The sequence below is a fragment of the Streptomyces sp. NPDC000151 genome (assembly GCF_040301705.1).
Classification (GTDB): domain Bacteria; phylum Actinomycetota; class Actinomycetes; order Streptomycetales; family Streptomycetaceae; genus Streptomyces.
Genome location: NZ_JBEPFC010000051.1, coordinates 19,622 through 42,956 on the forward strand (window position 1 = coordinate 19,622; position 23,335 = coordinate 42,956).

Here is a 23,335-nt window from a genome sequence, read left to right on the forward strand (position 1 = left end):
GATTAGGCCCCCGGAACGGCTGCCGGGAGACCCCCCTCACCTGCGGTTACTTCCGAGTCACCGAAAGCCTGGACTACGCTGCGCGTAAGCCGTCCGGATGTGTGTGACGCATAAAACATCTGGGCGGGACCCCCTATCCCCGAAGGCATACCGATGGGTAACGTCCGGGCAGTCCAATCCCCCTTGCCTGATCATGGACCGCAGCCGGCCTGACGCATCGCGTGGTGACGCCGGCGCCACCGAGGAGCAGCAGTCTTGCGCGAGTTCAGCCTTCCGGCCCTGTACGAGGTCCCCGCGGACGGCAATCTGACGGATCTCATCCGCCGGAATGCCGCGCAGCACCCCGATGTCGCGGTCATCGGCCGCAAGGTCGCCGGCCAGTGGCAGGACGTCACCGCCGCCGCGTTCCTGACCGAGGTACGCGCCGTGGCCAAGGGCCTGATCGCCTCCGGCGTCGGGCCCGGCGACCGTGTCGGCCTGATGTCCCGCACGCGCTACGAGTGGACGCTGCTGGACTTCGCCATCTGGAGCGCGGGCGCGGTCACCGTCCCCGTCTACGAGACCAGCTCCCCCGAGCAGATCCAGTGGATACTGGGCGACTCCGGCGCCGTGGCCTGCCTGGTGGAGACGCCCGGGCACGAGGCCGCGGTGGAGTCGGTGCGCGACCGGCTCCCGGCCCTCGCCAACATCTGGCAGATCGAGCGGGACGCGATAGCCCGGCTGCACGCCGCGGGCGACGGGATGCCGGACGAGGAGGTGGACGCGCGCAGCGCCCTCGCCGACGCCGACTCCCCCGCCACCATCGTCTACACCTCCGGCACGACGGGCCGCCCCAAGGGCTGCGTCCTCAGCCACCGCGCCTTCTTCGCCGAGTGCGGCAACATCGTCGAGCGGCTGCGCCCCCTCTTCCGTACCGGCGACTCCTCCGTACTCCTCTTCCTCCCGGTCGCGCACGTCTTCGGGCGCCTGGTCGAGGTCGCCTCCGTGATGGCCCCCATCAAGCTCGGCCACGTCGCGGACATCAAGCACCTCACCGACGAACTGGCCGCGTTCAAGCCCACGATGGTGCTCGGCGTGCCGCGCGTCTTCGAGAAGGTCTACAACACCGCGCGGGCCAAGGCGCAGGCCGACGGCAAGGGCAAGATCTTCGACAAGGCCGCGGACACCGCGATCGCCTACAGCCGCGCGCTGGACACCCCGGCCGGCCCGTCGATGAGCCTGAAGTTCAAGTACAAGGTCTTCGACCGGCTGGTCTACGGCAAGCTGCGCGCCGTGCTCGGCGGCCGCGCCACGCACGCGATCTCCGGCGGCGCGCCGCTGGGCGAGCGGCTCGGCCACTTCTACCGCGGCATCGGCTTCACCGTCCTGGAGGGCTACGGCCTGACCGAGTCCTGCGCCGCGACCGCCTTCAACCCCTGGGACCGGCAGAAGATCGGCACGGTCGGCCAGCCGCTCCCCGGCTCCGTCGTCCGCATCGCCGACGACGGCGAGGTCCTTCTGCACGGCGAGCACCTCTTCACCACGTACTGGAACAACGAGCAGGCCACGGCGGAAGCGCTGTCCGACGGCTGGTTCCACACCGGTGACATCGGCACCCTGGACGAGGACGGCTACCTCGCGATCACCGGGCGCAAGAAGGAGATCCTGGTGACGGCCGGCGGCAAGAACGTCGCGCCCGCCGTCATCGAGGACCGCATCCGAGCGCACGCGCTGGTGGCCGAGTGCATGGTCGTCGGCGACGGCCGGCCCTTCGTCGGCGCGCTGGTCACCCTCGACGAGGAGTTCCTGCCGCGCTGGGCCACGGAGCACGGCAAGGTGGGCAAGAGCGCCGCCGAGCTGACCGAGGACCCGGAGCTGCTGGCCGCGGTCCAGCGCGCGGTGGACGACGGCAACGCGGCGGTCTCGCGCGCCGAGTCGGTACGCAAGTTCCGCGTCCTGCCGAACCAGTTCACCGAGGAGTCGGGGCACGTCACCCCGTCGCTCAAGCTCAAGCGCAACGTGGTCGCGAAGGACTTCGCCGAGGACATCGAAGCGCTGTACCGGGGCTGAGCGCCCCGTACGTACGACGTCGGCCGGCCCGCTTGTCCGCGGGCCGGCCGGCGTCGTTCCGGAGCGGCTGCCCTCGTTCCCGGGGGCTAGAGCAGCTCCTTCAGGCGTTCAGCCAGCAGGTCCCAGCGCCACTTCTCCTCGACCCAGGCGCGGCCGCGCTCGCCCATGGGGCGGCGCAGGGCCGGGTCCTGGAGGAGGGGGACGATGCGGTCGGCGGCGGCGGTCGGGGAGCCGCCCGGCACGACCCAGCCGGTCTCGCCGTCCAGCACCGCGTCCGGGGCACCGCCCGAGTCGCCCGCCACGACCGGCAGCCCGGTGGCGGACGCCTCCAGGTAGACGATGCCCAGGCCCTCCACGTCCAGGCCGCCGCGCCGGGTGCGGCAGGGCATCGCGAAGACGTCGCCCGCGCCGTAGTGGGCGGGCAGCTCCTCCCACGGGACGGCGCCGGTGAAGTACACGTCGTCGGCCACACCGCGGTTGTCCGCGAGGGCGCGCAGGTCCTTCTCGTACGGGCCGCCGCCCACGATCAGCAGGGCCGCGCCCGGCACCGCCGCCCGGATCCGCGGCATGGCCTCGATCAGGGTGTCCTGGCCCTTGCGCGGCACGAGCCGGGACACGCACACCACGACCGGGCGGTCGGCGAGCCCCAGGCGGGCCCGTACCTCCTCGCCGCCGGAGCCGGGGTGGAAGGTCTTCTCGTCCACGCCGGGCGGCAGTTGGGCCATCCGCCCGGCGGCCGCGGGGGTCAGCGCCCGCGCGATCCGGGAGCGGGTGTACTCGCCCAGGTACGTGATCGTGTCCGTGCCCTCGCCGATCCGCCGCAGCAGCTCCCGCGAGCCCGGCAGCTGCGCCCAGCCCGCCTCGTGGCCGTGGGTGGTGGCCACGATCCGGCGCGCGCCGGCCGCGCGCAGCGCGGGCGCCATCAGCCCGAGCGGGGCCGCGGCGCCGAACCACACGGACGTACAGCCGTGTTCGCGCAGCAGGGCCGCTGCGCGGCGGGTCACCCGGGGGGTCGGCAGGAGCATCGTGGTGCGGTCACGGAAGACGGGGTACGGCTGCGCCGCGTCGAAGGCCGCGGTGGCCGCGGTGCCGTCCGCGCCGCGCTTCCAGGTCGAGGCGTAGACGACGACCTTCTCCGGGTCGAGACGCAGCGCCATGCTGTGCAGGAATGCCTGGATGCCGCCGGGGCGGGGCGGGAAGTCGTTCGTGACGATGAGGGTCTTGTCCATCAGGGCCGACAGTAGCGCGTGCCGCATGGGGCGCCCCGTGAGGGGCGCGGGGAACTGCGCGAGCAACCACAGCGGCGGGAAAGGTACGGACCTCGTACCTCAGCCCAGCGCACGCTGCACGTACGTTCGCCACTTGGCCGTGAACTCTGCCGTTGAGAGATGCAGCTCCTCGCGCATCGTCCGGTCCAGGCCCGCCGCGCCCTCGGGCGCATGGGCCATCGCCCGATAGAAGGCCACCAAGCGGTCCTCGCCCCACGTGTCGGCGATCAGGCGGCAGGCCAGCCAGGCGCCCTCGTACGCGCGGTTCAGGCGGTCGGCGCCCGCGTCGAAGGTGAAGTCCGCCGCGGTCGGCAGCCGCTCCGGCAGGCGGCCCGCGGCCACCGCGCGGGTCAGTTCCGGTGCGGCGGCGCGCGGCGTGCGCCGTGCCGTGCGGTAGGCGGTCCAGTCGGCGAAGCCCTCGGAGAGCCACAGCGGGGTGGCGGCCGTCGTCACGGCACGCGTGGCGACGTGGGTCGTCTCGTGGGTGAGGACGATGCGGCGGCCGAGGTCGCTCAGCTCCCCGTACGCCTGCGGGTTCACGATCACCCGGTCCGCCGGTGCCCGGTTCGAGGCGCCCGCCTCGCCCGTGGTGACGGCCGCGATCCCCGTGTACGCGGAGTCGTCCGAGGAGCCCAGCAGCTCGGCCATGCGGCGCACCGAGTCCGGCGCCTCGACCACCACCTTGCGCGACCAGCGGCCCGGCCAGGCGTCCGCGACGGCCGGCACCGCGGCGTCCGTGCGCCGGGCCAGCTCGCGCAGCCGCGCCGCGGACTGCCCGGTGCCCAGCACCAGGCTGCGCTCGCCGCGCACGAGCCGGACCCGGCCCTGGTCCCACAGCTGACGCGCCGTCCGCTTGCCGTTCGGCGCGCCGTCGGTGTCCGAGGTGATCCGCCAGTGGCCGTCGCGCCGGGTGAGGGTGAGGTACTGGACGGCCGTGACGGGCGCGGTGTCGTATCCGGCGAGGCGGTAGCGGAGCCGGACCTCGGCGGCGACGCGGGGGCCGCCGCCCGCCGCGGCGGGGAGCGGGAAGGCGCCGGTGCGCACGAGGCGGTAGCGCCAGTCGGCGAGCGGCACGCCACGCAGGTTCGCGAACATCGCCCGCTGCCGGTCCCGGAAGCCGTCCGCCGCCGGGTCCACCGAGGCGAGGAAGGCGCCTTCGTCCCGGTCGCGGACGGCGGCGGCGCGAGCGTCCAGCACCTGCCGCACGGCCGTACTGTCGGTCACTTCGCGGGAGGGGCCGCCGCAGCCCGTGAGCACCGCGAGCAGCAGGGCCAGACAGGCCGCCGCCCAGGTCACCGCCGTGTGCCGCCGGTACGGCCGCCGCATTTCCACCACGCGCCGAATCGTACGCGTGAGCGGATACCGGCGGACAACATTCGGACGCTCGTCAGCCGCTTCCGGTGGGACCGGCCTCAGACCCGGGTCACCCCGGACACCGGCATCATGCCGACCGGGTCGTACCGCACCTGCGCGCCCGGGTGCGGCGCGTGCACGACCTGCCCGTTGCCCACGTACATCGCGACGTGGCTGGCGTCGGAGCGGTAGATGACGAGGTCGCCGGGGCGGGCCTGGGACAGCGGGACCTGGCGTCCGGCGTACCGCTGCGCCTGCGAGGTGCGCGGCAGGGAGACCCCAGCTCTGGCGTACGCCCACTGCATCAGCCCGGAGCAGTCGAAGGAGCGCGGGCCCGAGGCGCCCCAGACGTACGGGGCGCCGACCGCCGAGCGGGCCGCGGCCACCGCGAGCGCGGACCGGCCGGAGAGCCCCGAGAGTTCGGTGAGCTCCGGGAGCACACCGTCGCGGGCGCCGCGCGAGGCGCGGGCGTAGGCCGCCCGGTCGCGCGCGGGCAGGGAGGCGAGCAGCTGCCGGGCCGCGCCGAGTTTCCGCTCGACGGCGTGCTTGTGGCGGGCGACGGCGCGCCGGGCCTCCTCCAGCCGGGCCAGCCGGCCGGCGGCCTCCCGGCGCTCGCGCTGCAGCACCCGCTCGGCGTCCACCAGCCGGTTCAGCCGTCCGGCCTGGGCGGTGCCGAGCCGGTTCAGGGTCTGCGCCTTGTCGAGGTAGTCGGCGGGGCGCGCGGAGAGCATCAGGGCGAGCGAGGGGTCCACGCCGCCGGAGCGGTACTGGGCGGCGGCCATCGCGCCGAGCCGGTCGTGCAGGCGGTTCACGCGTTCCTGGGCGCGGGCCGCGCGGTCCTGGAGTACCGCCACCTGGTCGCGCAGCTCGGCGGTGCGTTCCTTGGCGCCGTTGTACCGCTCGGTGGCCCGTTCAGCGCGGGCGTAGAGCGCGTCGACGCGCGAGGTGAGCTGCGCGTGGCTCGCGGTGCGGCCGGTGCCGGTACCGGGGTCGGCGGTCGCCGGGACCGCGGTCAGCGCGGCGGCGGTGGCCGCGGCGGCGGCCGACATCAGCGTGATCCGTGCCGGGCCCTGCGGGCCGGCCGGCGAGGAACGGCGGTGGGACGCCACGTGAGGCCGCACTCCCTTCCCGTGCAGCCCCTGCCGCCCGGGGCGGGCGGTCCGTGTCCGGCGGCTGCGAGGGCAGACAGTAATCGCGCCGGTACACCCCGGCCAAAGACCTCCGAACCCGCACAAAAATCCGCCTCGCCGGTGACTGTGCAGGTCACCGGCGAGGCGGTAAGTCAGGGGCGGCTGCCGCAATTCCCCCGATCGGGCGGCACGTTCGGACGTTTCCGGCGTGTCGGAGCCGCCCGTCGTCACGCAGCGTCGGCCGCGTAGCGCGTCAGACGCGGACGCCGTACATGTCAGACGCGGACGCCGTACATGAAGGGCATGTTGTCCATCGACTCGAAGCGCACCGCGGCGCCCGGCTTCGGCGCGTGCAGCACCTGGCCGTTGCCCGCGTACAGGCCGATGTGGTGCAGGTCGCTGTAGAAGAGCACCAGGTCGCCGGGCTTGAGCTGGCCGCGGCCGATCTGGGTGCCGGCGGTCGCCTGCTCCTGCGAGGTGCGCGGCAGCGACTGGCCGGCCTGCTGGTACGCCCAGGAGGTCAGGCCCGAGCAGTCGAAGGAGGACGGGCCGGTGGCGCCCCAGACGTAGGGCGAGCCTATCTTCGTCTTCGCGGCGGCGAGGGCCGCGGCGGCCCGCTGCGAGCTGGGGACGGCGCTGCCGAGGTCGACCCGGCTGTTGGCGCGGTTGGCGCGCTCCTCCTTGGCCTGGAGCGCCGCGCGCTCCTTGGCGGTGAGGGTGTTGAGCAGCTTCTGCGCCTTGGCGAGCTTGCCCTGGATCTCGTCCTTCTTGTCACCCAGCGCCTTACGGGTGTCGGAGAGGTCCTTGATCTTGCCGGCGGCCTCTTCGCGCTCCTGGGACAGGGTGCGCTGCTTGTCCGCGATGACCTTCAGCTGCGAGGCCTGCTTGCCGCTCAACTGGTCGAGCGTGGAGGCCTTCTCCAGATAGGTGTCCGGGTCGCCGGAGAGGAAGAGCTGCACCGAGGGGTCGATGCTTCCGCTGCGGTACTGGCCCGAGGCCACCGTGCCGATGCCCTTGCGGAGCTTGTTCAGGTCTTCCTGGCCACGGGCGACCTTGTCCTGGAGGCGGTCGACCTCCTTCTGCAGCTTCTGCTGGTCCTCCTTGGCACCGTTGTACTTCTCGGTGGCCTGCTCCGCCTGCTCGTAGAGCTTGTCGACCTCGGACTTGACTTCTTCCTTGGTCTGCTTCGGCGCGGCCTGGGCGGCCTGGGAGGACAGGGCGACCGCAGCGGCGGCGGTCGCGGTGAACACGGTGACGCGCGTGCGGCTCGGCTGCTTGGGTCGACGGTGGGACGCCACGGGGGCGAGCTCCTTCTTCCTTCAGCCGCCTACCGGGTGGTGGGGGAACTGGGATCCCCGGCTCCGCGTGAACGCCGCGGACTCGGCGGTTCCTTCACTGTTCATCCCGGTTGGATGATCAACTGCATGAAGGCTCGGGCCTGACCTTAGTAACCGAGTTGTGATCGCTTCAAATCTTCACGGGAAAAAACTTGGCCACACGCGCATCCTTTACCAATGTGGCACCGCCCGTAGCAGGTAACTGACGCTCCGAGACCGCCTGAAGGGCTGCGGAGTGTTCTATCCCACACCTTCCGCACCACGCCCGACGCCCGTTCAGGTACGGGCAAGTCGCTTGAGAAGAAGGGCCGATGCCACCGGGCGGGCCCCCGCCTTCGCCACGCCGTCGGCCACTTCGCGGTCGGTGGAGACCACCACGACGGGGCGGCCGGGCGGTTCGGCCCGTACCAGCTGACGAATCAACTCATCGGCCGTTACGCCCGGTTTGCTGAAAAGAACCCGTACGCCCCGCGGTGGGGCGAGCAGTACCGGCGCGGCCAGCTCGGCGCCGTCGAAGACACATGTCATCTCGGCGCCGGTCTGCGCGGCCAGCACGGCCAGCCCGCCCAGCAGCCGCAGCCGCTGCTTGTCCAACGGCATCGTCGGATAGCCGGTCTTGGTGACGTTGTAGCCGTCCACCACGAGGTGGGCCTGCGGCAGCGCCAGGAGCTGGTCCAGCAGCGCCGGGTCCATGTCGGACAGGGCGCGCGCCGCGACGTCCTTCGGGGTCATCCGGCCCGGCTCGACCGCGTCGACCGTGTCGGCGGGGTGCACATTGGCCGGCGGCAGCGCCAGTTCGCGGCGGAGACCCTGCGCCGCGTCCAGGACGGTGTCCAGGAGCAGTCGCAGGCGCATGTCCTCGACGCTGCGCCCCTCCCGCGCGGCGCGGCGCCCCGCTTCGAGCGCCGACTCCGCCTCCGCGACCCGGGCCTTGAGCCGGCGCATCTCGCTGTCGCTGGTCGCCTTGTCCGTGGCCGCGGCGGAGCGCAGCGACTCGGTCTCGTCCTCCGCCTTGCGCGCCGCGGCCTGCGCGCGCTTCACGTCGCTGAGCGCGCTGCGCAGCTTGCGCTGCAGCGCGTCGTTCTCCTTGCGCGCCGCTTCGAGCTCGCCTCTCGCCCGGTCGGCCTCCGCGCGGGACGCCGCCCGCGCCTCGGCCAGCTCCTCCCGCAGCCGGGCGAGCTCCCGCTCGGCCTCCTCGCCGGCCCGCTGCTCGTCCGCGCGCCGGACCTCCTCGCCCACGGCGGCGACCAGCTTCGCCCAGCCCGGCGGGCGCAGAACGTAGGCCGCCGCCGCGACATCCATCGGGTCGGCGGCGGCGGGCGGGGTGCCCTGCTGCAGGGCTTCGGCCAGTTCGGCCTGGGTCTCGCGCAGCCGGGCCGCGATCCGCTGCCGGAAGACCGGATCGCTCTCCAGCGACGCGGCCATCGCGTTGCCCGCGAATTTCACCCGCCGGGAGGGTGTGAAGCGGGCGTACTGGCGCAGAGGTGGCGGGAGTTCGGCGACCGTCAGGCCGCCGAAGGACTCCGCGGTGAGCGCCACGACACGGCGCCGCACGCCCTCGGGCAGGGGACGGTCGAGCACTTCGTCGGCCGCACCGGCCTCCGGATCGCGCTCTTCCCCCTCATGCCCTGCTGGACGCTCCACCACTGCTGCACCGCTCCGATCTCAGACGTCCGCGCCGGGGCGGTCCACCAGCTCGATCTGGTCGACCGCGTTGCACCAGCGGCAGCGGACGGACTCGATGCTCTCACTGAGCACCTCGCGCTCCTCGACCTTGGGCTCGCCGGCCAGGTCGAGGTGGACGTACTCCACCACCTTGGACTGGCGGGTCACGTCGAAACGCGTGAGGTTGCCACACAGGGTGCAGCGCCACCGGGTTTCGGCCGTCGGCAGGGGAACAGCCATTGTGTCGTCCTCTTTCGTCAAGCGTCGTACGTTGTGCGGGTTCTCGCGGTGCGCCGTCGGACTGCGGAAGTACGGAAAGTACTGCCCGTAACCCTACGGCCTGGTGGCGACCGGGTGCCGTCCCCGCCCGGGTACCGGAACACGGCGAGGCACTCTGTCCCCTTTGTGGCTATTACGCCATGATCACTTCATGTCGGCCTCGTTTCCGTCCCCGCGGACCGTGTTCTCCCGTATGACCAACGTCCTCATCGGCATCTGCTGCGTGGTGTTCGTCATCGGCCCGGCCTCGGGGCTGAACGGGATACACGGCACCGGCGAATCGCTCCTGCAGGCACAGAGCGCGTACTTCGCCCGCTGGGGCGTCATCCCCCGCGACCTGTGGAGCGGCGATCCGAAGGCCCTGCTCACCCCGCTCACCGCGCTCTTCGTGCACGGCAGCTGGCTGCACCTGCTGGGCAACATGCTCTTCCTCTACGTCTTCGGGGGCATGGCCGAGGCCAGAATGGGCCGGCTGCACTTCGCGGTCTTCTACGTCCTGACCGGTTACGTGGCCCTGATGGGCTACGCGGCGGCGCACGCCGAGTCGGGCCAGACCCTGGTCGGCGCGTCCGGATCGATCTCCGGCGTGCTCGGCGCCTTCCTCTACCTCTTTCCCCGCGCGCGGGTGACCAGCCTCTTCCCGTTCCTCTTCTTCCTGCCGCTGCGCTTCCCCGCCTGGGCGGTGCTGCTCTTCTGGTTCGCGCTGCAGTGGCTGGCCGCACAGCGCGCGGTCAACGGCCCCGGCGTCGCCTACCTGGCCCACGTCGTCGGCTTCCTGCTGGGCTTCCTGTACGCCTGGGTCCGCTACCACGTCCCGGCCGCTCCACCGCAGGCCGCGCCGGGCCTCCCCGGTAGGGTGGAGCCCACAGAACGGCCGACCGAGGGAGAGAGCCAACCGTGATCACTTCGATCGTGCTCATCAAGACCAGCGTGGACCAGATCCCGGAGATCGCCGAGAAGATCGCGGCGCTCGACGGCGTCAGCGAGGTCTACTCGGTCACCGGCGCGCACGACCTGATCGCGATGGTCCGGGTGGCCGAGCACGACGAACTGGCCGACGTCATCCCCGGCCGGATCAGCAAGGTCCCCGGCGTCGCCGCCACCGAGACCCACATCGCGTTCCGCACGTACTCCCAGCACGACCTGGAAGCGGCGTTCGCGATCGGACTGGACGCCTGAAACACCGCCCGCACGTCATCGCCGGACAGGCCGCAAAATCAAGCCCGTCCGGCGATTGAGGACACCGGCCGTAGGCCGGCCCGGCTCAGCCGCGGTCCGGGACGCAGCGCCCCTCCTCGGTCCGGTAGGACCACCGCGCGCCGTCCCGCACGAGCTCCTTCACCGCCGTGACGAACCGCTCCACGTGCTCGTCCGGCGTCCCGGCGCCGAAGCTCACCCGGATGGCGTTCAGCGACCGCTCCCCCGGCCTGGCGTCCGGCGCGCCGCACTCGCCCGGGTCCTGCGGGTCACTGCCCAGCAGCGTCCGCACGAGCGGGTGCGCGCAGAACAGCCCGTCCCGTACGCCGATACCGTACTCCGCGGACAGCGCGGCGGCGAAGTGCGAGCTGTTCCAGCCTTCCACGACGAACGACAGCACGCCCACCCGCGGCGCGTCGTCGCCGAACAGCGAGAGCACCTTCACCTCGGGCACCTCGGCGAGCCCGGCCCGCACCGTGCCGATCAGCTCCTGCTCCCGCGCGACCAGGTTGTCGAACCCGGCCTCGGTCAGCGCCTTGCACGCGGAGGCGATCGAGTACACCCCGATCACGTTCGGCGAACCGGCCTCGTGCCGGGCGGCCGTGGTGTGCCACTCCACCTGCACCCCGCCGTCCTCGCGCCGCGCGACCTTGCGGCTCGCGCCGCCGCCGGCCAGGTACGGCTCGGCGTCCTGCAGCCAGTCGGCGCGGCCGGCCAGCACGCCGGACCCGAAGGGCGCGTACAGCTTGTGGCCGGAGAAGGCCACCCAGTCCACGTCCAGCTCGGCGATGTCCACCGGGTGGTGCGGGGCCAGCTGCGCGGCGTCCAGCACGATGCGCGCGCCGTGCGCGTGCGCCGCGGCGGCCAGCTCGCGCACCGGCCACAGCTCACCGGTCACGTTCGACGCGCCGGTCACGCACACCAGCGCCGGGCCGTAGGGCTCGCGGTCCGCGAGCGCCTGCTCCAGCGTGTCGACCGCCTGCTGCGGGGTCCGCGGGGCGTTGAGGTACGTCACGCCGATGTCCGCCCGCTGCTCCCAGGGCAGCAGCGACGCGTGGTGCTCGGTCTCGAAGACGAACACCCGGGTGTGCGCGGGGAGCACGCCGGCCAGCAGGTTGAGCGAGTCGGTCGTCGAGCGGGTGAAGACGACCTGGTCCGCCTCCCGGCAGCCGAGGAACTCCGCGACCGTCTTCCGGCTGTTCTCGAAGAGGTCGGTGGAGAGCTGGGAGAGGTACCCGGCGCCGCGGTGCACGCTCCCGTAGTACGGCGCGTACGCGGCCACGTCGTCCCACACCCGCTGCAGGGCCGGGGCGCTGGCGGCGTAGTCCAGCGCGGCGTAGGTGACCTCGCCGCCGGTGACGAGCGGGACGCGCACGTCGCTGCCGAGGACGGGGAGCGGCGCGGCGGCGGTGCAGGCGGGCTCGGCGTCGGCGGTGTCGGCGGTGGCGAGGGCGGTTTCAGGGCGCACGGACATGGCGGAGTCTCCCGGGGATGCACGAGATGTGCGAAGTAGGCGAATGACACGCACAGGGCGTGGAAAGACCCGCGGGCGCACAGGTACCTCGGACAGAGGGGCGCCACAGGCGGGGTGTTGGGAAAAAGGGGCCTACAGGCCCTAGCGCATTCGCTGCATCACGGAAGAGCTCCCTCGATAACCAGGATCCCTGGCGAGGGATCCGCGCTTGCCGCCGGCCTTGCTGCCTGCGACCTGGTCATCACCCGGGGCACCCCGCCACGGACGGAGGGTTGCCGGACAGCAAGCCGGGGCCTAATCGCTGTCACTCGTGACCTGCCGAGAATCATGCCACATGATCGGAACGCCGCAAGGGGTGTCCGGGATGCGGACACCCCCTCGCGCCGCGGGACGTTACGCGTTCGAAGCAGCCACCCAGCGCTCCAACGTCGCCCGTGCCGCGCCCGAGTCGATCGACTCCGCCGCCTTCGCCATCCCCGCCGCGATCTGCTCGTTCAGCGGCGCGTCCGTCGGGGCCAGTGCCACCAGCGCCGCAGCGGAGTTCAGCAGGACCGCGTCCCGTACCGGACCCGGCTCGCCGGCCAGCAGGCGGCGGGCGACGTCCGCGTTGTACGAGGCGTCCGCGCCGCGCAGCGCGTCCACCGGCACCAGCTCGATGCCGACGTCGCGCGGGTCGAAGGACACCTCGCGCACGGTGCCGTCCCGGACCACCCACACCGTGGAGGTGGCCGTGGTCGTCAGCTCGTCCAGGCCGTCGTCGCCGCGGAAGACCAGCGCGGAGGAGCCGCGCTCGGCGAGCACGCCGGCCAGGATGGGCGCCATCCGGGCATCGGCCACGCCGGTGGCCTGGGCCGTGACCTTGGCCGGGTTGGTGAGCGGACCGAGCACGTTGAAGGTCGTGCGGATGCCCAGCTGGCTGCGGGCGGGTGCGACGTGCCGCAGCGAGGGGTGGAACTTCACCGCGAAACAGAAGGTGATGCCTGCTTCCTCGGCGACCTCCACCACCCGGCGCGGCGACAGGTCCAGGTTCACGCCGAGCTTCTCCAGGACGTCGGAGGCTCCGCTCGCGGAGGACGCGGCGCGGTTGCCGTGCTTGACGACCTTCGCACCCGTGCCGGCCACCACGATCGAGGACATCGTGGAGATGTTCACGGTCTTGGCGCCGTCGCCGCCGGTGCCGACGATGTCCACGCTGGGGCCCGGCACCTCGATGAGGTTGGCGTGCCGGTACATCGCGCTGACCAGCCCGGAGATCTCCGCGACCGTCTCGCCCTTGGCGCGCAGCGCCACCGCGAAGCCGGCGATCTGCGCGTCGCTGGCCTCGCCGCGCATGATCCGGTCCATCGCCCACTCGGTGGAGTCGGCGGAGAGGTCACTGCCTTCGAGGAGGGCGTTCAGCACGCCCGGCCAGGTGCGGGCCGCCACGCTGCCGCCGCCATCCGGGGTCACAACGTTCATGGTCCACGCTCCTGGGTGAGTCAAAAATCTTCACAGCGAGCCTATCGGGCCCGTAGGTACGCCGGAGGGCCCCGTCCGGTGCGCGGACAGGGCCCTCTGGGTGGCGTTCCTTGCTACGTGCTCGGGGTCACGGTGTCGATACCGCGGCCCCGCGGAGATCAGTGGTGGCCGTGGCCGCTGGTGATCTCCTCGTACTCCTCCACCGTCGGCTTCGGAATGTAGTTGTCCTCGCCGTAGAAGCCCTTGGAGAGCTTGGCGCGCAGCTTGTGCGAGCGCTTGATCTTGCGCTTGACGCCGTTCTCGTCGACCTCGGGGCCGATCTCCAGCGGCTTGGGCTGCTCGTGCTGGGTGAGCGCGTGCATCTGGTCCTGCGTGAGCGGCTCGTGCACCTCGATGAACTCACCGTGCGGCAGCCGCTTGATGATGCCGGACTCGCGTCCGTGCAGCACCTTGTCGCGGTCGCGCCGCTGCAGACCCATGCAGATCCGCTTGGTGATGATGAAGGACAGCACCGGGCCCACGAAGAACGCGATCCGGACGAACCAGCTGATCGAGTTGATCGACAGGTGGAAGTGCGTGGCCCACAGGTCGTTGCCACCACCGACGAGCATGACCAGGTAGGCGAAGAGCCAGGCCACACCGAAGCCGGTACGGGTCGGGGCGTTGCGCGGGCGGTCCAGCAGGTGGTGCTCACGCTTGTCGCCGGTGACCCAGGACTCGATGAACGGGTAGACCGCGATGGCCGCCAGCACCACCGGGAAGATGACGATCGGGATCAGTACACCGAAGTTGATGGTGTAGTGGCCCGCGATGTTCCACTCCCAGCCGGGCATGACGCGGATCAGACCCTCGGCGAAGCCCATGTACCAGTCGGGCTGGGCGCCGGTGGACACCTGGTCCGGACGGTACGGGCCGATGGCCCACACCGGGTTGATGCTCGCGATCGCGGCGATCACCGAGATCACACCGAAGACCAGGAAGAAGAAGCCTCCGGCCTTGGCCATGTAGACCGGCAGCAGCGGCATGCCGACCACGTTCTTCTCGGTCTTGCCGGCACCCGGGAACTGCGTGTGCTTGTGGTAGAAGACCAGGATCAGGTGCGCCACCAGCAGGCCGAGCATGATGCCCGGCAGCAGCAGGACGTGCACCGTGAAGAACCGCGGAATGATGTCGTGGCCGGGGAACTCCCCGCCGAAGATGAACATCTGCAGGTACGAGCCGACCAGCGGCATCGCCAGGATGACACCCTCGATGAAGCGGACACCGGTGCCGGACAGCAGGTCGTCGGGGAGCGAGTAACCGGTGAAGCCGGTGAACATGCCCAGGACGAACAGCAGGAAGCCGAACAGCCAGTTGACCTCGCGCGGCTTGCGGAAGGCGCCGGTGAAGAACACCCGCATCATGTGGACCATCATGCCGGCGAGGAACACCAGCGCGGCCCAGTGGTGGATCTGCCGGATCAGCAGGCCGCCGCGGACGTCGAAGCTGATGTCCAGCGTCGACTCGAAGGCCTGCGTCATCCGGATGCCGTGCATGGGCACGTAGGAGCCGTGGTAGACGACCTCGGCCATGCTCGGGTGGAAGAACAGCGTCAGGTAGACGCCGGTCAGGATGATGATGATGAAGCTGTAGAGGCAGATCTCACCGAGCATGAAGGACCAGTGGTCCGGGAAGATCTTGCGCATGTTGGACTTGGCGAGGCTGTAGATGCCCAGCCGGCCGTCCGCCCAGTCGGCGATCCGCTCGCCCCGCGGCGCCTGGCCGCGGCGCGCGTTGGTCGCGCTCGTCTCGTTACTCATCCGCGCTCCCAGAAGCTCGGGCCGACGGGCTCCGCGAAGTCGCTGACGGCTTCGAGGTAGCCGTCCTTCACCGTGATGTGCAGCTGCGGCAGGGGGTGACCCGCCGGGCCGAAGATCACGCGGCCACCGTCGGAAAGGTCGAAGGTGGACTGGTGGCAGGGGCAGAGCACGTGGTGCGTCTGCTGCTCGTACAGGGAGATCGGGCAACCGACGTGGGTGCAGATCTTCGAGTACGCCACGATGCCCTCGTGCGACCACTCAAGTTCCTGCTTGTCCTTGATGTTCTGCGGCTGGATCCGCACGAGCATCAGGGCGTCCTTGGCGATCTTCTGGTGGAACTCCTCGTCGCTCTCCTCCAGGCCCTCGGGCTTGGCGAAGGTGAGGGAGCCCACCGCGATGTCCTCGGGACGCAGCGGGAGGTTGGTGGACTGGTTGACCAGGCGGATGCCCTTCTTCCAGCCCGTGGTCCGGAGCTTCTTCTCCGGCAGCGGACCGAGGTCGCGCAGCAGCACCACACCGGACAGCGGCACCAGGGCCAGCGCGCCGAACATGGTGTTGCGGATCAGCTTGCGGCGGCCCATGCCGGACTCCGCGGCGCCTTCCCGGAAGTCGGCCATGACCTTGGCCTTGACCTCGGGCTCGGCCTCGATCGGGTGCCGCTCCTGGGCGACCTCCACGTCCGACATCAGCGTGCGGGCCCAGTGGACCGCGCCGGCGCCGATGCAGAACAGCGCCACGCCCAGCGTCAGGCCCAGCGCGAAGTTCAGCGCGCTGATGTGGCCGAGCGGCCAGACGTAGATGATCTTGTCGATCGGGAAGATCACGTACGAGGCGATGAAGCCGATCGTCGCGAGCATGGACACCGTGAAGAGCAGAGCCACAGTGCGCTCGGAGCGCCTGGCCGCCCGCTCGTCGATGTCCTGGATGCGGTGCTCGTGGGGGGGCAGGCCCGGGTCGGCGAAGGGGTTCTCCTTCGTCGCCACGTCACCGTGAGCGCCCTCGCGCCCACTGGGCAGGTTTTCTTCTGGCACGTCTGTGTGTCGTCCAGTCTCACTCATGACTTCTTGGCCTTCGCTGTCCGGGCTGCGACCCAGATGGCGACCGCGACCAGTGCGCCCAGGCCGAAGATGTAACCGAAGAGGCCCTCACTGACCGGGCCGAGACCGCCGAGGTCCATGCCGCCGGGGCTCGCGGTCTTGTCGCCGTTGACCTCACCGAGGTAAGCGACGATGTCCTTCTTGTTGGACTGCGAGAGAGTGCCGTCACCGAACGAAGGCATGTTCTGCGGGCCGGTCTCCATGGCCTCGTAGATGTGCTTCGGGTCCACACCGTCAAGCGCCGGTGCGAACTTTCCGTTGGTCAGGGCACCGCCCTTACCGGTGAAGTTGTGGCACTGCGCGCAGTTCGTACGGAACAGCTCACCGCCCTTGGCGATGTCCGCTCCGTCCTTGCTGTACTGCTCCTTGCCGGGCACGGAGGGACCGGCGCCGAGCGACGCGACGTACGCCGCCAGCTGGTCGATCTCGGCCTGGCTGTAGATGTTCTTCTTCTTCGGCACCTGGGCGCCGGGCTGCTGCGCGGGCATACGCCCGGTGCCGACCTGGAAGTCGACGGCGGCAGCGCCCACGCCGACCAGGCTCGGGCCGTCGGAGGTGCCCTGACCGCCGGTGCCGTGGCAGCTGGCGCAGCCCACGGCGAAGATCTTCTTGCCCTCCTTGATGGCAAGAGACTGGGCGGTGTCATCGGCCTGAGCCTTGTCCGCCGGCGCGAACGCGGCGTACAGCCCCCCAGTGACCGCCAGCGCGAAGAGTAGGACGACGAGCGCCGCCAGCGGATGGCGCCGTCGTGCGGAGAGCTTTTTCACGGATTACCCCGGTGTCAGGATCTTCTGCGTCGATGCTTTGGCTGTGTCTGTTCCGAATGCGGGTCCGGTGCGGGACCTGTTACCGGATCAGGTAGATCGTGGCGAAGAGGCCGATCCAGACGACATCGACGAAGTGCCAGTAGTAGGACACGACGATGGCCGCGGTGGCCTGTTCGTGGGTGAACCTCTTTGCCGCGTACGTCCTGCCCAGGACCAGCAGGAAGGCGATCAGACCGCCTGTCACGTGCAGTCCGTGGAAGCCGGTGGTCAGGTAGAACACCGAGCCGTACGGGCCGGACGAGAGCGAGAGACCCTCGTGCTTGACCAGCTCCGTGTACTCGAAGACCTGACCGCCGATGAAGATCGCACCCATGATGAAGGTGATCACGAACCAGGCCCGGAGCTTCTTGACGTCGCCGCGCTCGGCCGCAAAAACACCGAGCTGGCACGTCAGAGAGCTGAGCACCAGGATCGTCGTGTTCGTCGCGGAGAACGGAAGATTCAGCGCATCGGCGGATTCCTTCCAGTAATCAGCTCCGGTCACCGATCGGAGGGTGAAGTACATCGCGAAGAGGGCCGCGAAGAACATCAGCTCGGAACTCAGCCAGATGATGGTTCCGACGCTGGTGAGGTTCGGCCGATTGACCGACGGGTGCGCGTGCCCGGTTTCTACTGCTGTTGCTGTCGCCACGACCGACATTATGTCGGTCGCTTATCTTGCGCTCACTCCGGGGGGTGCCGTTCGGTGTGTCAAGGGGGTGTGCGCTGCCCGTACGGTCCAGTGCCGGCATCCCCCGAAGGGGGGAAGCACACGTTCCGCACACCCCTGACACCCCCGCTCCGACCAGTCCTGACGGGCCGTCGGGCGGAGCATTGATCCGTACGAACCCTCCTGCGCGGGCCCTTCCGGGCAGTAGCATCCGCTGAACGGGACCGGCCCCAGTGGTGCTCCCGTCGACGGTGCTCCCCAAAAGCGTGGAGGAACGATGCAGGCGACTGCCACGGTGCTGGTCTACAGCGACAACGCGGGCACCCGCGAGCAGGTGCGTCTCGCGGCCGGCCGGCGGCCCGCCGCCGACGTGCCGCAGGTGGAGATTGTGGAGTGCGCGACGCTCCCGGCCGTCCTCACGGCCCTGGAGCAGGGCGGCATCGACGTCTGCGTCCTGGACGGCGAGACCGCCCCGGCGGGCGGCATGGGCGTGTGCCGGCAGATCAAGGACGAGATCTTCCACTGCCCGCCGGTGCTGCTGCTGATGGGCCGCCCGCAGGACTCCTGGCTCGCGACCTGGAGCCGGGCCGACGCCGCGGTGACCCACCCGGTCGACCCGGTGGCGTTCGCGGACGCGCTGGCGGGGCTGCTGCGCCGCCGCCTGCTCGCGCAGACCTGAGGGCCGCCGGGCGGCACCGAGGACGCAGCAGCGCCCCGTCCGGGCGGGAATGGCCCGGACGGGGCGCTGTGTGCCGTTCTGCGGGCCGCTCACACCCGCGGGCGCAGTCTGGCGGCGTCGGCGGGCGCGGCGCCCTCCTCGTCGCTTTGGGCGCCGCTCACGCCGCCGCCCAGGGCGCTGCCGGCGCGCCACTTGCCCCAGGACAGGTTCCAGTCGCCGAACCCGTTGTCGAACGGGACCATTTTGTCGCCCTTGCTGTTGACCACCTGGACGACGTCGCCGACCCGTACGTGGTCGAAGAACCAGTGCGCGTTGCCGGTCGACATGCCCGTACAGCCGTGGCTGACGTTGGCCGCGCCCTGCGAGCCCACGGACCAGGGCGCCGCGTGCACGTATTCGCCGCTCCACGTGACCCGCGTGGCCCAGTGGACCGGCAGGTCGTACGCCTCCGAACTGCTCCGGGAGATGCCCACCGTGGTGCTGCGCATCCGGACGAACGCCTCCTTGCCCAGCACGGTCTTGATGCCGTTGCGGGTCTCGAAGCCGGCCTTGCCGGTGGTGACGGGCAGCGTCTTGATCACCTTGCCGTTGCGCCGGACCGTCATCCGGTGCGCGGCGGCGTCGGTGACCGCCACGACCCGGTCGCCGGTACGGATCCGCACGGGCTTGCCGGGCCCGCCGTACAGGCCCTTGGCGACCTTCAGGCCCTGCAGGTTGCTGTACGCCTCGACGGAGGCGTGCGCGGGCCAGTAGGAGCGCGGGCGGTAGTGCAGCGTCCGCTCGTCGACCCAGTGCCAGGAACCCACCACGCGCGGGCTGCTGTCGACCTTCAGGGCGCCCTCCACGAGGACCTTGGCGCGCGCGCCGTGCACCGGCCGGCTGAGCTCGGCGGTGAGCGGCTGGCCGACGCCGTACGTGCCGCTGTCGGGCCCGAAGGTGACCCGCAACCGCCGGTCGCCGCCGCCCCGCGTCTCCATCCGCAGGACCTTGCGGCCCGGCTTGCCGTCGCTGTCCTCGGTGCTCACCCGCACCGTGTAGCGGGTGCCGGCGGCGAGCGGTACGGAGCTGCGCCAGCGGGTGCCGTCGGTGGACAGCCGGCCGCGGATGTGGCGCCCCGCGGTGTCCGTCGCGGTGACGTCCGTGATCCGCGCCTCGTCGCCCGTGGTGGTGACTTCCAGTGGCCGGTCGGGGTCGGCCTTGCGCGCGCCCGCCGGGGCGTTGGCCGCGATCTGGCCGGCCGCGTCGTAGGGCTGGGCGGCGAGCGGATCCGACGTGGCCCCGCCGCCGCACCCGGTGGCCCCCGCCGCCAGGGGCAGCAGCAGGAGCGCTGAGCTGAGCACCGTCCGGGATCGTGGCATATGGCTCATGAGCCCAAAATACGAACAGCCACGCCGGTGCGGCGCGTTCAAGGACTGCAAATGGGTCGGGCCCGGCCACTCCTTGGAGTGACCGGGCCCGACCCGTCCGTACGAGAGCGGCGCTTACTGCGTGCGGTTCTCGCCCCGGTAGTACTCGAACACCCAGCCGAACAGGCCGACGAGGATGATCGGAGCGGAGAAGTACAGCAGCCACCAGCCGAAGACGACGCCCAGGAAGGCGAACGCACCGCCGATGCCCAGCGAGAGCGGCTGCCAGCTGTGCGGGCTGAAGAAGCCCACCTCACCGGCGTCGTCCGCGACGTCCGCGTCCTTGCGGTCCTGTGCGCCCGCGTCGACCCGCCGGGCCGTGAAGGCCAGGTAGTAGCCGATCATGATGCACAGGCCGAACGCCAGGAACAGCGCGGTGGTGCCCGCCGGCTCCTTCGACCAGACGCCATAGACGCACGCCATGGCGAGGACGAAGACGGAGAGCCAGATGAACATCTTGCCCTGGATCTTCACTTGCCGGCCTCCTTCGTGCCGCCCATGAGCGCCGTGTCCTTCTGACCGTCGTTCTCGAGCACGTCGAGCGCGGCGATCTCAGGGTGGTGCAGGTCGAACGCCGGGGATTCGGAGCGAATGCGCGGCAGCGTGAGGAAGTTGTGCCGCGGCGGCGGGCAGGAGGTCGCCCACTCCAGCGAGCGGCCGAAGCCCCACGGGTCGTCGACCTCGACCTTCTTGCCGTACTTCGCCGTCTTCCAGACGTTGTACATGAACGGGAGCATCGACAGACCCAGCAGGAAGGAGCTGATCGTCGAGATCGTGTTCAGGGCGGTGAAGCCGTCGGCCGCCAGGTAGTCGGCGTAACGACGCGGCATGCCCTCGGCGCCCAGCCAGTGCTGGACCAGGAAGGTGCCGTGGAAGCCGATGAACAGCGTCCAGAACGTGATCTTGCCGAGCCGCTCGTCCAGCATCTTGCCGGTGAACTTCGGCCACCAGAAGTGGAAGCCGGCGAACATCGCGAAGACGACCGTACCGAAGACGACGTAGTGGAAGTGCGCCACGACGAAGTACGAGTCGGAGATGTGGAAGTCCAGCGGCGGGGAGGCCAGGATGACGCCGGTCAGACCGCCGAAGGTGAAGGTGATCAGGAAGCCGACCGCCCACAGCATCGGAGTCTCGAAGGACAGCGAGCCCTTCCACATCGTGCCGATCCAGTTGAAGAACTTCACACCGGTCGGTACCGCGATGAGGAACGTCATGAAGGAGAAGAACGGCAGCAGCACGCCACCCGTGACGTACATGTGGTGCGCCCACACGGTCACCGACAGACCCGCGATCGAAATCGTCGCCGCGATCAGGCCGATGTAACCGAACATCGGCTTGCGCGAGAAGACCGGAATGACCTCGGAAATGATGCCGAAGAATGGCAGCGCGATGATGTACACCTCTGGATGGCCGAAGAACCAGAAGAGGTGTTGCCAGAGTAGTGCGCCACCATTTGCCGCATCGAACACATGCGCACCGAATTTACGGTCCGCCTCCAGGGCGAACAGCGCGGCGGCCAGCACCGGGAAGGCCAGCAGGACCAGCACACCGGTCAGCAGGACGTTCCAGGTGAAGATCGGCATCCGGAACATCGTCATGCCGGGGGCACGCATGCAGATGATCGTGGTGATGAAGTTGACCGAGCCGAGGATCGTGCCGAAGCCGGAGAAGGCCAGACCCATGATCCACATGTCGGCGCCGACGCCCGGCGAGCGGACCGCGTCCGACAGCGGGGAGTAGGCGAACCAGCCGAAGTCGGCCGCACCCTGCGGGGTGAGGAAGCCGGCCACCGCGATCAGCGAGCCGAAGAGGTACAGCCAGTAGGCGAACATGTTCAGCCGCGGGAACGCCACGTCGGGCGCGCCGATCTGCAGCGGCATGATCCAGTTCGCGAACCCGGAGAACAGCGGCGTCGCGAACATCAGCAGCATGATCGTGCCGTGCATCGTGAACGCCTGGTTGAACTGCTCGTTCGACATGATCTGCGTGCCGGGACGGGCCAGCTCGGCGCGCATGAAGAGCGCCATCAGGCCGCCGATGCAGAAGAAGGCGAACGACGTCACCAGATAGAGCGTGCCGATCGTCTTGTGGTCGGTGGTCGTCAGCCACTTCACCACGACGTTGCCGGGTTGCTTCCTGCGTACGGGTGGTGCTGCCGGAGCCGATGCGGCGGCGGCACCCTGAGGTTCGTTGAGGATGCTCACTTGTTCTTGGTCTCCGCGTTCCTGGCGTGGTCGGTCTGCTCGATACCGGCCGGCAGGTAACCGTTCTGGCCCTTCTTCGCCAGGTCCTTCAGGTGCTCCTGATACCGCTCAGGAGACACGACCTTGACGTTGAAGAGCATCCGGGAGTGGTCAACGCCGCAGAGCTCGGCGCACTTGCCCCTGAAGGTGCCCTCCTTGTTGGGAGTCACCTCGAAGACATTGGTGTGACCCGGGATGACGTCCTGCTTCATCAGGAACGGCACCACCCAGAACGAGTGGATGACATCGCGCGAGGTCAGGATGAACTGGACGGTCTCGCCCTTGGGCAGCCACAGCGTGGGCCCTGGCATGCCGTTCTGCGGATTCCGCTGGCCCGGCGTGCCCTGGTCGTAGACGCCCTCGGCACCCTTGGGCGCCGACTTCTTCCACTTGTCCGGGATCGCGGAGAGGTCCTTGGAGTTGACCGCCGAGTTCGACTTGTTGCCGTCGACGTCCTCCATGTAGTTGAACGCCCAGCTCCACTGGAAGCCGACGACGTTCACGACGTGGTCGGGCTTCTTCGAAGTCTTCAGGAGTTCGTTCTCATCGCGCGCGGTGAAGTAGAACAGCACCGCGATGATGATGAACGGGACGATGGTGTACAACGCCTCGATCGGCATGTTGTACCGGGTCTGTGCGGGGACCTCCACCTTGGTCCGGCTGCGGCGGTGGAAGATCCAGCTCCAGATGATCAGACCCCACACCAGCACGCCCGTTGCGAGGGCGGCGGCCCAGGAGCCCTGCCAAAGGGAGAGGATCCGCGGCGCCTCGTCGGTGACGGGCGTTGGCATGCCGAGGCGGGGGAAGTCCTTGTATGTGCAACCGGTCGCGGTTGCCAGGACCAGGCCCGCAGCCAGCACCTGCGGCAGCTTCCGCCGCATCGGGCGCCGCGACGAGCGGTCGGAGCCGTTGGGACTCACGTAGCGCCTTCCCGAGAGTCTCGCCCGCAGAACCGGCTGCGGCCGTCTCAGCTGGTCGGTCGCCGGCCCGTCACGGGCAGGGGTTTGGATGTTTATGCGGACCAAACCCTACTGGACGCTATTTGGCGTCGCGCGGGGAGGGTGCCCAACGCGGCGCGTCACCCCCCGAAGGGGTGGCCATCCCCTCCCACTGGACCCCCGCGGCATCCGGATTCCCCGCTTCCTCCCGGCTTCTGACGCCGCGCCCGGCCGCTCCTTCCGGCATCCGACGCCGCGCCCGGCGCGCCGGGCCGCACGCGTTAGCGTTTCGCCCGTGCCCTACTTCGATGCCGCGTCCTCCGCTCCCCTGCACCCCGTCGCCCGCGAGGCGCTGCACGCCGCGCTGGACGAGGGCTGGGCCGATCCGGCCCGGCTGTACCGGGAGGGGCGGCGCGCCCGGCTGTTGCTGGACGCCGCGCGCGAGGCCGCGGCGGAGGCGGTCGGCTGCCGCCCCGACGAGCTGGTC

General features: G+C 70.3%; 20 protein-coding genes, 1 pseudogene and 1 riboswitch. Of the genes and pseudogenes, 5 read left to right on the forward strand and 16 right to left on the reverse strand.

From position 1 onward, the window contains the following. The first annotated feature begins 255 nt into the window (after positions 1 to 255). Positions 256 to 2,049, forward strand: a complete 1,794-nt coding sequence (locus ABT381_RS16760) for an AMP-dependent synthetase/ligase (RefSeq protein ID WP_351594071.1) — start codon at positions 256 to 258, stop codon at positions 2,047 to 2,049. A gap of 86 nt (positions 2,050 to 2,135) precedes the next feature. On the opposite strand, the gene ABT381_RS16765 is transcribed toward ABT381_RS16760, so the two are convergent. The 6 genes from ABT381_RS16765 to ABT381_RS16790 all read right to left on the reverse strand — a co-directional run bounded on the left by ABT381_RS16765 (position 2,136) and on the right by ABT381_RS16790 (position 9,042). Further along, positions 2,136 to 3,278, reverse strand: coding sequence for a glycosyltransferase family 4 protein (locus tag ABT381_RS16765; protein ID WP_351594074.1), 1,143 nt, complete (start codon positions 3,276 to 3,278; stop codon positions 2,136 to 2,138). A 99-nt stretch (positions 3,279 to 3,377) separates the two neighbouring features. Continuing rightward, entirely contained in the window at positions 3,378 to 4,643 is a 1,266-nt protein-coding gene (locus ABT381_RS16770) for a hypothetical protein (protein ID WP_351594129.1), read from the reverse strand. Between the two features lie 86 nt (positions 4,644 to 4,729). Next, positions 4,730 to 5,779, reverse strand: a complete 1,050-nt coding sequence (locus ABT381_RS16775; protein ID WP_351594076.1) for a C40 family peptidase — start codon at positions 5,777 to 5,779, stop codon at positions 4,730 to 4,732. 296 nt (positions 5,780 to 6,075) lie between these two features. Next, positions 6,076 to 7,098, reverse strand: coding sequence for a C40 family peptidase (locus tag ABT381_RS16780; RefSeq protein ID WP_351594079.1), 1,023 nt, complete (start codon positions 7,096 to 7,098; stop codon positions 6,076 to 6,078). 315 nt (positions 7,099 to 7,413) lie between these two features. Next, positions 7,414 to 8,784 carry an NYN domain-containing protein gene (locus tag ABT381_RS16785; protein WP_467754615.1) on the reverse strand — a complete coding sequence of 457 codons (1,371 nt, stop codon included), beginning with the start codon at positions 8,782 to 8,784 and terminating at the stop codon, positions 7,414 to 7,416. Positions 8,785 to 8,802: 18 nt separating this feature from the next. Then, a complete protein-coding gene (locus ABT381_RS16790; RefSeq protein ID WP_351594082.1) occupies positions 8,803 to 9,042 on the reverse strand; it encodes a hypothetical protein in 240 nt (79 codons plus the stop codon). 190 nt (positions 9,043 to 9,232) lie between these two features. On the opposite strand from ABT381_RS16790, the gene ABT381_RS16795 reads away from it, so the two are divergent. Next, the gene (locus ABT381_RS16795) at positions 9,233 to 9,982 is read left to right on the forward strand and encodes a rhomboid family intramembrane serine protease (protein WP_351594085.1); all 750 of its coding nucleotides are present in this window, start codon (positions 9,233 to 9,235) and stop codon (positions 9,980 to 9,982) included. Beyond that, positions 9,979 to 10,260 (forward strand): Lrp/AsnC family transcriptional regulator, encoded by a 282-nt coding sequence (locus ABT381_RS16800; RefSeq protein ID WP_031056779.1) that lies wholly within the window; start codon positions 9,979 to 9,981, stop codon positions 10,258 to 10,260. Before ABT381_RS16795 ends, ABT381_RS16800 begins: the two co-directional genes overlap by 4 nt. 85 nt (positions 10,261 to 10,345) lie before the next feature. Here the strand turns inward: ABT381_RS16800 and ABT381_RS16805 are convergent, their stop codons facing one another. The 6 genes from ABT381_RS16805 to ctaE all read right to left on the reverse strand — a co-directional run bounded on the left by ABT381_RS16805 (position 10,346) and on the right by ctaE (position 17,573). Beyond that, positions 10,346 to 11,752, reverse strand: a complete 1,407-nt coding sequence (locus ABT381_RS16805; RefSeq protein ID WP_351594089.1) for an aminotransferase class V-fold PLP-dependent enzyme — start codon at positions 11,750 to 11,752, stop codon at positions 10,346 to 10,348. A gap of 199 nt (positions 11,753 to 11,951) precedes the next feature. Next, positions 11,952 to 12,068, reverse strand: a riboswitch (SAM riboswitch). Positions 12,069 to 12,145: 77 nt separating this feature from the next. Continuing rightward, positions 12,146 to 13,210, reverse strand: a complete 1,065-nt coding sequence (gene trpD, locus ABT381_RS16810) for an anthranilate phosphoribosyltransferase (protein ID WP_351594091.1) — start codon at positions 13,208 to 13,210, stop codon at positions 12,146 to 12,148. 158 nt (positions 13,211 to 13,368) lie between these two features. Beyond that, positions 13,369 to 15,009 (reverse strand): cytochrome bc1 complex cytochrome b subunit, encoded by a 1,641-nt coding sequence (qcrB, locus tag ABT381_RS16815; RefSeq protein ID WP_351594094.1) that lies wholly within the window; start codon positions 15,007 to 15,009, stop codon positions 13,369 to 13,371. Then, positions 15,006 to 16,067, reverse strand: a complete 1,062-nt coding sequence (qcrA, locus tag ABT381_RS16820) for a cytochrome bc1 complex Rieske iron-sulfur subunit (protein ID WP_351594097.1) — start codon at positions 16,065 to 16,067, stop codon at positions 15,006 to 15,008. The genes qcrB and qcrA overlap by 4 nt, the downstream gene beginning before the upstream one ends. Next, a complete protein-coding gene (gene qcrC / locus ABT381_RS16825; protein WP_351594099.1) occupies positions 16,064 to 16,873 on the reverse strand; it encodes a cytochrome bc1 complex diheme cytochrome c subunit in 810 nt (269 codons plus the stop codon). The genes qcrA and qcrC overlap by 4 nt, the downstream gene beginning before the upstream one ends. Before the next feature lie 79 nt (positions 16,874 to 16,952). Continuing rightward, positions 16,953 to 17,573 (reverse strand): aa3-type cytochrome oxidase subunit III, encoded by a 621-nt coding sequence (gene ctaE, locus ABT381_RS16830; protein WP_351594101.1) that lies wholly within the window; start codon positions 17,571 to 17,573, stop codon positions 16,953 to 16,955. 286 nt (positions 17,574 to 17,859) lie between these two features. On the opposite strand from ctaE, the gene ABT381_RS16835 reads away from it, so the two are divergent. Next, entirely contained in the window at positions 17,860 to 18,261 is a 402-nt protein-coding gene (locus tag ABT381_RS16835) for a DNA-binding transcriptional response regulator (RefSeq protein ID WP_351594103.1), read from the forward strand. 89 nt (positions 18,262 to 18,350) lie between these two features. Here the strand turns inward: ABT381_RS16835 and ABT381_RS16840 are convergent, their stop codons facing one another. The 4 genes from ABT381_RS16840 to ctaC form a co-directional block, all read right to left on the reverse strand. Then, positions 18,351 to 19,601: a L,D-transpeptidase gene (locus ABT381_RS16840; protein WP_351594105.1), complete on the reverse strand. Its 1,251-nt coding sequence runs from the start codon at positions 19,599 to 19,601 to the stop codon at positions 18,351 to 18,353. Positions 19,602 to 19,742: 141 nt separating this feature from the next. Next, complete coding sequence (locus tag ABT381_RS16845; RefSeq protein WP_351594108.1) at positions 19,743 to 20,141, reverse strand: cytochrome c oxidase subunit 4; 399 nt, start codon at positions 20,139 to 20,141, stop codon at positions 19,743 to 19,745. After that, positions 20,138 to 21,871, reverse strand: coding sequence for an aa3-type cytochrome oxidase subunit I (ctaD, locus tag ABT381_RS16850; protein WP_351594111.1), 1,734 nt, complete (start codon positions 21,869 to 21,871; stop codon positions 20,138 to 20,140). Before ctaD ends, ABT381_RS16845 begins: the two co-directional genes overlap by 4 nt. Next, positions 21,868 to 22,830: an aa3-type cytochrome oxidase subunit II gene (ctaC, locus tag ABT381_RS16855; RefSeq protein WP_351594114.1), complete on the reverse strand. Its 963-nt coding sequence runs from the start codon at positions 22,828 to 22,830 to the stop codon at positions 21,868 to 21,870. Before ctaC ends, ctaD begins: the two co-directional genes overlap by 4 nt. 313 nt (positions 22,831 to 23,143) lie before the next feature. Between ctaC and ABT381_RS16860 the strand changes: the two are divergent. Then, positions 23,144 to 23,335: pseudogene (locus ABT381_RS16860) on the forward strand (cysteine desulfurase); the annotation flags it as partial.